The sequence below is a fragment of the Micromonospora sp. WMMB482 genome (assembly GCF_019038635.1).
GTDB classification, from domain to species: Bacteria; Actinomycetota; Actinomycetes; order Mycobacteriales; family Micromonosporaceae; genus Micromonospora; species Micromonospora marina.
On record NZ_JAHOPD010000036.1, the window covers coordinates 1 to 7,988 of the forward strand.

8 protein-coding genes and 5 pseudogenes are annotated in these 7,988 nt (G+C 71.3%); 5 read left to right on the plus strand and 8 right to left on the minus strand.

Features of this window, described 5'->3' with window-relative positions:
• Nucleotides 1-15 precede the first annotated feature (15 nt).
• Nucleotides 16-219 carry a hypothetical protein gene (locus tag KSK32_RS34760; protein WP_254188968.1) on the minus strand — a complete coding sequence of 68 codons (204 nt, stop codon included), beginning with the start codon at nt 217-219 and terminating at the stop codon, nt 16-18.
• 25 nt (nt 220-244) lie between these two features.
• Nucleotides 245-355 (minus strand): annotated as a pseudogene (locus KSK32_RS34765) (VOC family protein); the annotation flags it as partial.
• A 196-nt stretch (nt 356-551) separates the two neighbouring features.
• Between KSK32_RS34765 and KSK32_RS35095 the strand changes: the two are divergent.
• Entirely contained in the window at nt 552-866 is a 315-nt protein-coding gene (locus KSK32_RS35095; protein WP_374226763.1) for a LysR family transcriptional regulator, read from the plus strand.
• Nucleotides 867-1,308: 442 nt separating this feature from the next.
• Here the strand turns inward: KSK32_RS35095 and KSK32_RS34070 are convergent, their stop codons facing one another.
• The 4 genes and pseudogenes from KSK32_RS34070 to KSK32_RS35100 form a co-directional block, all read right to left on the minus strand.
• Complete coding sequence (locus KSK32_RS34070) at nt 1,309-1,704, minus strand: rhodanese-like domain-containing protein (protein ID WP_254188969.1); 396 nt, start codon at nt 1,702-1,704, stop codon at nt 1,309-1,311.
• The gene (locus tag KSK32_RS34075; RefSeq protein WP_254188970.1) at nt 1,671-2,357 is read right to left on the minus strand and encodes a hypothetical protein; all 687 of its coding nucleotides are present in this window, start codon (nt 2,355-2,357) and stop codon (nt 1,671-1,673) included. The genes KSK32_RS34070 and KSK32_RS34075 overlap by 34 nt, the downstream gene beginning before the upstream one ends.
• 672 nt (nt 2,358-3,029) lie before the next feature.
• Nucleotides 3,030-3,242, minus strand: coding sequence for a rhodanese-like domain-containing protein (locus KSK32_RS34080; protein ID WP_254188971.1), 213 nt, complete (start codon nt 3,240-3,242; stop codon nt 3,030-3,032).
• A pseudogene (locus KSK32_RS35100) lies at nt 3,239-3,597 on the minus strand (rhodanese-like domain-containing protein). The gene KSK32_RS34080 and the pseudogene KSK32_RS35100 overlap by 4 nt, the downstream one beginning before the upstream one ends.
• A gap of 104 nt (nt 3,598-3,701) precedes the next feature.
• On the opposite strand from KSK32_RS35100, the gene trxA reads away from it, so the two are divergent.
• Complete coding sequence (gene trxA, locus KSK32_RS32870) at nt 3,702-4,070, plus strand: thioredoxin (protein ID WP_216933185.1); 369 nt, start codon at nt 3,702-3,704, stop codon at nt 4,068-4,070.
• Between the two features lie 211 nt (nt 4,071-4,281).
• Here the strand turns inward: trxA and KSK32_RS32880 are convergent.
• A pseudogene (locus KSK32_RS32880) lies at nt 4,282-4,514 on the minus strand (DUF302 domain-containing protein); the annotation flags it as partial.
• A 13-nt stretch (nt 4,515-4,527) separates the two neighbouring features.
• A complete protein-coding gene (locus tag KSK32_RS32885; RefSeq protein ID WP_254188973.1) occupies nt 4,528-5,796 on the minus strand; it encodes an FAD/NAD(P)-binding oxidoreductase in 1,269 nt (422 codons plus the stop codon).
• Between the two features lie 152 nt (nt 5,797-5,948).
• Here KSK32_RS32885 and KSK32_RS32890 point away from each other — a divergent pair, with 152 nt between their 5' ends.
• The 3 genes and pseudogenes from KSK32_RS32890 to KSK32_RS32900 all read left to right on the plus strand — a co-directional run.
• The gene (locus KSK32_RS32890; protein WP_216933188.1) at nt 5,949-6,218 is read left to right on the plus strand and encodes a metal-sensitive transcriptional regulator; all 270 of its coding nucleotides are present in this window, start codon (nt 5,949-5,951) and stop codon (nt 6,216-6,218) included.
• Between the two features lie 119 nt (nt 6,219-6,337).
• Nucleotides 6,338-7,736 (plus strand): annotated as a pseudogene (locus tag KSK32_RS32895) (rhodanese-like domain-containing protein).
• Between the two features lie 89 nt (nt 7,737-7,825).
• A pseudogene (locus KSK32_RS32900) lies at nt 7,826-7,988 on the plus strand (rhodanese-like domain-containing protein); the annotation flags it as partial.

Here is a 7,988-nt window from a genome sequence, read left to right on the forward strand (position 1 = left end):
TGCCGTCCGGGTCGCTCACGTAGATCGAGGTGGCGGTGCCGCGCGCGCCGAAGCGCGAAACCGGGCGGTCAGCACGGTGAACACGCCGGAGCCGACCACCCGCTGCCAGTCGACCGGCTCCACCACCAGGCAGAAATGGTCCACGTTGGATCCGCCCGGCTCGCCCCGCACCAGGTCGATGATGGTGCCGGCGTCGACGCGTACGGACGGGAACGGCACCTCGCCGGCCCGCCCTGTCGACCCGCACCGGGGCCAGGCCGAGCGTGGCGCAGTAGAAGTCGAGGGAGCGTTCGACGTCGCTCACCGAGAGCACGAGGTGGTCGAAACCGGTCACCGTCACGAGATGGTTCTGCATGCCGTCAACCCTGGTCCGGCGCGCCACCCGGACCAAGCCCGAACCGGACTACGATCGTTGACCCGCAGGCAACGACGGAGGTGCCCGGTGCTGGAGCGGTACGAGATCGAGACGTTCCTGACCCTGGCCGAGGAGCTGCACTTCGGGCGGACCGCCGAGCGGCTGCGGGGTGAGCACCGGGCGGGTCAGTCACGTGGTGCGCAAGCTGGAACGTCGCATCGGCGCGCCGCTGTTCGAGCGCACCAGCCGGGTCGTCCGGCCTCACCCCGATCGGCGCCCGCCTGGCCGAGGAGATGCGCCGCTGGTGCCGGCATCGAGGAGGCGGTCCAGCGGGCCGTGGACGCCGGCGCGGGCTCATCGGCGAGCTGCGGGTGGCGTACGTCGGCGAGTCGACAGCTCCGTGCTGCTGCGGGCGGTCTCTCTGTTCACCGAGCGCCACCCGACTGCGAGGTGCACGTGCACGAGGCACCTCTGGCCAGCACCCGGTCGAGCCTGCGGGACGGCACGATAGACGTGCTGATCGCCTCGTACCCCTTCGACGGCATGGCGAACGGCCCGTTGCTGATGCGGCGAGCGCCGGGTGCTCGCGGTGGCCGCGGGCCATCCGCTCGCGGCGGAGGAGTCGGTGTCGCTGGAGGTGCACGGCGACCATCCGGTGGTGCAGTACCCGGCGGTGACCTCGACCGCGTTCAAGCAGGACCGCACGCCGGACCGCACCCCGTCCGGCGACCGGTGCCGCAGGGCCCGGTGGGCGGCAGTTTCTCCGAGATGCTGGCACTGGTCGCGCTGGGGCGCGGGTGCTGCCGGTGGGCGAGCAGACCCGGCGGTTCCACGCCCGGCCGGACGTACCCACCAACGCGTTGACCACGACGAGGAGGAGGAACTGGGCGGCGTTCGCGCGCAGGCCGAGCCTCGGCCCGGCGGTGCCCGCGGCCGTGTTCCCCTGTCATGTCTCACCTTCCTGCGGGAACGGGCAGGTGGCCGGGCTGTCCCCGGTCACCTGCCCGGCTCGTCGTGGTCGGATCAGACCGCGGCGTGCAGCGCCTGCCATGCGCCGTAGCCGCCGAGCAGGTCGGAGACGTCCGCCCGCCGACGTTGCGGAGCAGGCTGGCCGCCACCGAGGAGCGGTAGCCGCCCGCGCAGTGCACGACGACCGCCCGGTCCGCCGGCACCTCGTCGAGGCGCCGCGTCAGCTCAGCGAGGGGGATGTGCAGGGAGCCCTGGATGGCACCCTGCTCGCGCTCACCGGCGTTGCGGACGTCGAGCACCACCGGCGCCTCGGGGCGGTCCAGCGCGTCGCGCAGCTCGGTGGCGGTCAACCGGCTCGCGCGGGCCATGTCCCCGGCCATCTCGAGGAACGCGCCTTCGGGCTCGCGGAGGTAGCCGACGACGTGGTCGAAGCCGATCCGGGCGAGCCGTACGACGATCTCCTCCTCCGGTCCTGTGGGGCGACCACGAGTACCTTGCGGTCCGGGGCGATCACGCTGCCTGCGGTCTCGGCGAACCGCCCGTCGGCGGGGATGTTGACGGCCCCCGCGAGGTGGCCCGTGGGCGAACTCCTGCGGGTCGCGGGCGTCGACCACGACCGCGCCGTCGGCGCGGCCTGGGCGAACTCGGCGGCGTCGAGCGGGCGCGGGGCCTTGGTGTGGTCGAACAGCTCGCGGCCTTGCGGTTGAGCACGGCGTCGAAGGCGAAGTAGCCGGGCGCGGACGGCTGGCCGCCGGTGACCAGGGCGAGGAACTGCTCCTGGCTCATCGGGGGCGCAGGCGTAGTTGGTGCGGCGCTGCTCGCCGATGGTGGACTGCCGCTCGGTGGAGAGGTTCTTCCCGCAGGCCGAGCCGGCGCCGTGGGCGGGGAAGACCCGGACCTCGTCGGGCAGGCCCATCAGCTTGCGCTGGACGCTGTCGTAGAGCATCGCGCCCAGTTCGTCCGCGGTCACGCCGAAGGAGGCGAGCAGGTCGGGTCGGCCCACGTCGCCGATGAACAGCGCGTCGCCGGTCATCACCCCCGTACGGCGTGGCGTCGTCGGTGTGCTCGTAGACCAGCACGCTGATCGACTCGGGCGTGTGGCCCGGGGTCTCCATGACCTCCAGGGTGACGTCGCCGAGGCTGATCCGCTCCCCGTCGGTGAGCTTGCGGATCGGGTACTCGGTCTCGGCTCGGTGCCCGTAGCCGATCCACGCGCCGGTCGCGGCAGCGACCTCGAGGTGCCCGGCGAGGAAGTCGGCGTGGAAGTGGGGTTTGATGACTCCCTCGATGGTGAGGCCGCGGGCTCGTGCGTCGGTCAGGTACTCGTCGATGTCGCGGCGGGGGTCGACCAGCACGGCCCGGCCGGTGCTCTCGTCGGCGATCAGGTACGACGCCTGGACAGACAGTCCAGGTAGTACTGGGTGAACAACATGGTGCCGAACTCCTTCACGGTGATGAGCAGCGATGCGATTACGATAGCGCATACCCCTGGGGTATAGGACGGGCCGAAGGTCCTCATCCTCGGGACCTTCCCGCCGGACGACCCTCAGGCCAGGTGCCCGGGCCGCCCACCCTTGGCCTGGAGCGCCATTCCGGCCTGGACCCAGGCCCGCATCCCGCCGGCCAGGTTGTAGATCTGGTGGTGGTCGCGGGCGAGCAGCGCGGGCTGCCTGCCGCGAGCGCGCCCCGGACCGACACGCGGTGATCACCGGCCGGTCCGCCGCACTTCCCCGGCCCGGCCGGCGAGTTGGCCGAGCGGGATGTGCCGGGCCCGGGGTGCGTGGCCGGCACGCCATTCGGCCGGCTCCCGAACGTCGAGCAACAGCCCTCCATCGGCGACCAGCGCCGCAGCCTCCTCGGGCCCGATGGAGGTGTAGGGCTTTCCGAAGACCTTCTTCAGCATTCCACCGAGGTTCACGCGTCCGCTCCCGTCACGATGTCGCGACCACTGCGGGCCCACCCGCCGGTGCCGTCGGCGACCGACCGGGCGTCGATGCCCGCGCGGGCCAGGAACTGCGCCGCGGACAGGCTGCGGCCACCACTGGCGCAGATGACGTAGACCGGGCGGCTGCGGGGAAGTTCTCCGACCGCTGCGGCCAGTTGTCCCAGCGGCACCGACCGGCGCCGGGCACGTGGCCCTCGACGTACTCGAACGGCTCACGGACGTCCACCACCGTGGCCCCCTCGGCGTGCGCGGCGGCGAAGTCCGCCAGGTTCACCTCTTGCATCTCATCCTCCGATCCGTATACCCCCAGGGTATTTACGTCGACCATAGCGCGCCGGGCCCGGCTCGGTATTCCGCCCGTCGAGTGGGAATGTAAACCCCCGGGGGTATGTTGGCCGGTGCGAGAGCACTGCCGAAACGTGGAGGTTGGACATGGCGAGCGTGGCGTTGACCGGCGCGAACTTCGAGGAGACCGTCACCCGCGACGGGATCGTGCTGGTCGACTTTTGGGCGAGCTGGTGCGGTCCCTGCCGCGGCTTCGCGCCCGTTTTCGAGCAGGCCAGCGAGAAGCACCAGGACATCGTGTTCGGCAAGGTGGACACCGAGGTGGAGCAGGGTCTGGCCGCGGCGGCCCAGATCCGGTCGATCCCGACGCTGATGGCCTTCCGGGACGGCGTGCTGGTCTTCTCCCAGCCGGGTGCGCTGCCGGCCGCGGCTCTGGAGCAGGTGATCCAGGCGGTCCGCGACCTCGACATGGACGAGGTGCGGGCCAAGATCTCCGGGGAGCCGGCCAGCCGGTGACAGCCTGAACGACCACGGCGGGGTGCGGGCGATGCCCGCACCCCGCCGTTTCTCATCCGGAGAGGGCGTCCAGGGCGGCCCGCAGTCGCCTGGTTGCCTCGTCGGCGACCGTCCGCAGGTCGGCGGCGTCGCTCAGCTGCACCATCACCTGCGGGTCGAGCGCCTGCACCAGGGTGGCGTCCGGCCCGTCGGCGCGGACCACGACGTTGCACGGTAGGAGCAGGCCGATGTTCGGTCGGCCTGCACGGCACGGTGGGCCAGCGGGGGGTTGCAGGCGCCGAGGATGACGTACTCCTCGAGTTCGACGCCGAGCTTCTCGTGCAGTGTGGCCCGCATGTCGATCTCGGTGAGCACCCCGAAGCCCTGGTCCTTCAGTGCCGCCCGGACCCGCTCGACGGTCGGGGCGAACCCGGCGGACAGCCGGATCGTCATCGCGTAGCTCATGCTCTGCTCTCCCTCAGCGGAGATGGTGCCGGCCGCGACACGACCGGCGTGGGATTCGGCAAAGCCGTGCCGGGCCGGTCAGAGGAGGCCGCGCAGCATGCCGTGCCAGTACATCGCCGGAAGCCCGTGGCGCTTGAGCAGCCACATGTCGTAGCGCGGCTTCATCGTGTCGATCAACGGGAAGCTGGGCGTCGGCTTGAGCTGGTAGTCGAACTCGGCCAGCAGCATCCGGTTGTGGGCGGTGACCAGTGGGCAGGAGGTGTAGCCGTCGTAGCGGGCCGGCAGCGGCTCGCTCCGGCGCGCGCGAGATGTTGTTGGCCACCACCATCGGCGCCTGCTTGCGGATCGCCGCCCCGGTCTTGGAGGTGGGCAGGTTCGCCACGTCACCGAGTGCGAAGACGTCCGGCCAGCGGGTGCTCTGCAGGCTGTACTGGTCGACTGCCAGGTAGCCGAACGGGCTGGCAGGATCGGCGAGGGCACTGTCCTTCAGCCAGGCCGGCGCGCTCTGTGGCGGCACGGCGTGCAGCAGGTCGTAGTCGATGCTCTCCTTGGTGCCGGACTTGCTGTCGAGGATGACCGCCCGACGGCTGTCGCCGTCGACCTCGACCAGTTGGGACTCGTAGCGCACCTCGATGCCGTAGCCGGCGGCCACGCCCTCCAGGACCCGTGCCCAGTCCGGCTGGCTGAAGATGGTCGCGGTGGGCAGCACCAGGATGACGCGTACGCCGTCCAATACGCCCTGCCGACGCCACCAGTCCGCGGCCAGGTAGGCGATCTTCTGCGGCGCGCCGCCGCACTTGATCGGGCCGGCCGGCATGGTGAAGATCGCCGTGCCGCCGCGGACCTTCCGGATGAACTCCCAAGTGCGGGGGGCGAGGTCGTACCGGTAGTTGCTCGACACCCCGTTCCGCCCGACCGATTCGGCCAGACCGGGCACGCCCTCGAAGTCGAGCTGCAGCCCGGGGGCCATGACGAGCTGGTCGTAGGCGAGCGTGTCGCCGCTGGCGAGCGTGACGATCCGGTTGTCCGGGTCGACGCCGGCCGCCCGGTCCCGGGTCCACGTGACGCCCTTGGGGATGAGCTTGCCTTGCGGCCGTGCGGTTTCGCCGGCCTTGGCGAGGCCACCTCCCACCAGAGTCCAGAGCGGCTGGTAGTAGTGGTACTCGGAGGGCTCGACCAGGGCGATGTCGGTGACGCCCTGGCGCCGTAGCCGCGCGGCCACGCTGATGCCGGCGGTGCCGCCGCCGACGATGACCACCTGATGATGCCGGACCGCAGTCATGGAACCTCCCAGGTATGAGAAGGGCGACCGACCGCCGTGCACGCCGCCCAGGGGCGGAATGTGTCGGCGACCTTCGAGGTTCAGCATACCCGTGGGGGTATCCCGTCGGGTTCCGTACCCCCCGGGGTATGGTGGAGCCGAAAGGTGGGGCGATGAATCTTCGACCTGAAATGACCAGCGACGCGCTGACCCGGCTCAAGCGGGCACGGGGGCAGCTGAATGCCGTCATCGCGATGATGGAGAGCGGTCAGGACTGCCGCGAGGCGCTGACCCAGCTGGCCGCGGTGTCGAAGGCCATCGACCGCGCCGGCTACAAGATCATCGCCTCGGGCATGCGGTACTGCGAGGCCGCCCGCGAGCGCGGCGAGGCGCCGGAAACGACCGAGGGGGAGCTGGAGAAGCTCTTCCTGGCACTCGCCTGAGCGGTCGACCCGCCCGTGCTGCTTGACGGCGGCGCGGGCGGGTAACCGTTGGACATGAGTGGCCGGACTGTGCTCCCCGTATACCCCCGGGGTATGTAGGTTTTGACAGGAGAACGGCAGTGACAGTTGAGGTGTCTGTTATCGCGACATCGTCCCTGGGTGACCGGAGCTACCTGGCTTCGGACGGGCAGGTGGCGATCGTGGTCGACCCGCAGCGCGACATCGACCGGGTCATGTATCTGGCGGGGGAGAAGGGCGTCCGCATCACCCATGTGGTGGAGACGCACATCCACAACGACTACGTCTCCGGCGGCCTGGAACTGGCCCGGGTGACCGGAGCCCGCTACCTGGTGGCCGCAGCCGACGAGGTCGGCTTCGACCGGATGCCGGTCTCCGACGGTGACGCGGTTGCGGTGTCCGACTCCATGCAGCTCCGGATCGTCGCGACGCCGGGCCACACCTTCCACCACCTGTCGTACATCCTCGACGAGGCCACCGACGGGGGCTGGCAGCCGGCGGGTGTCTTCACCGGCGGGTCGCTGCTGTTCGGCACGACCGGGCGCACCGACCTGCTCGGCAAGGAGTACGCACACGAGCTGGCCCACCACCAGCACGCCTCGGCGAAGCGGCTGGCGGATCTGCTGCCCGACGGGGCGGAGGTGTGGCCGACGCACGGTTTCGGCAGCTTCTGCTCGGCCAGCCAGTCCGATGCGCCCGAGTCGACGATCGGTCGGGAGAAGCAGGCCAACCCGGCGCTCGCGCTGGGTGCGGACACGTTCGTGACCGAGACCCTCGCGGGTCTCGACGCCTACCCGGCGTACTACGCCCACATGGGTGTGGCGAACTTCGCCGGTCCGGCCCGGTCGACCTCACCCCGGTGACCCGGGCCGACGCCGCCGAACTGCGCGAGCGGATGGCCGCCGGGCAGTGGGTGGTGGACCTACGGCACCGCAAGGCGTACGCCGCCTCGCACCTGGCCGGGACGGTCAGCCTCGGGCTGGACGGCCCGATGTCCACCTGGCTCGGCTGGCTGATCGACTGGGGCGTGCCGATCACCCTGCTCGCCGAGACACCGGAGCAGGTGGCCGACGCGCAGCGCGAGCTGGTCCGCATCGGCATCGACCGCCCGGCCGCGCAGGCCACCGGCGAGGCCGAGCAGTGGGCGGCCGAGCCCGGACAGCTGCGGGAGCTGCGGATGTCCGACTTCCCGTCCCTCGCGGCGGCCCGCGCCGGGCACGCCCCCGCCGGCCTGCCCGCTGCGGACGTGGTCCTCGACGTGCGGATGACCAACGAGTGGCGGGCCGCCCACATCGACGGCGCCGTGCACATCCCGCTGCCCGACCTCCCCAGCGGCTGGCCGACGTACCGGCCGGCGCCGTCTGGGTGCACTGCGGCTCCGGCTACCGGGCCACCGCCGCAGCCTCGCTGCTGGCGAACGCCGGCCGCGAGGTGGTCGTCGTCGACGACAAGTTCGACCAGGCCGCAGACGCCGGCCTGGAGATGGTCACCGAAGCCTGACCTCGCACCGCAATCCGGCCGGCGCCGTCCGGCGCCGGCCGACATCCCCCTGCCATGACGTGTAGCGCTTTGCCCGTGAAAGAGGAGATATGAGTACTTCCGACATCACCCGCCCCGCCACCCTCGACGCCGCCAGCCTGCGGGAGCTGATCGACGCCGCCGCGCGCCGCGCTGCTGGACGTGCGTACCCCGGCGGAGTTCGAGACCTCGCACATCCCCGGCTCCTACAACGTGCCGCTGGACCTGCTCAAG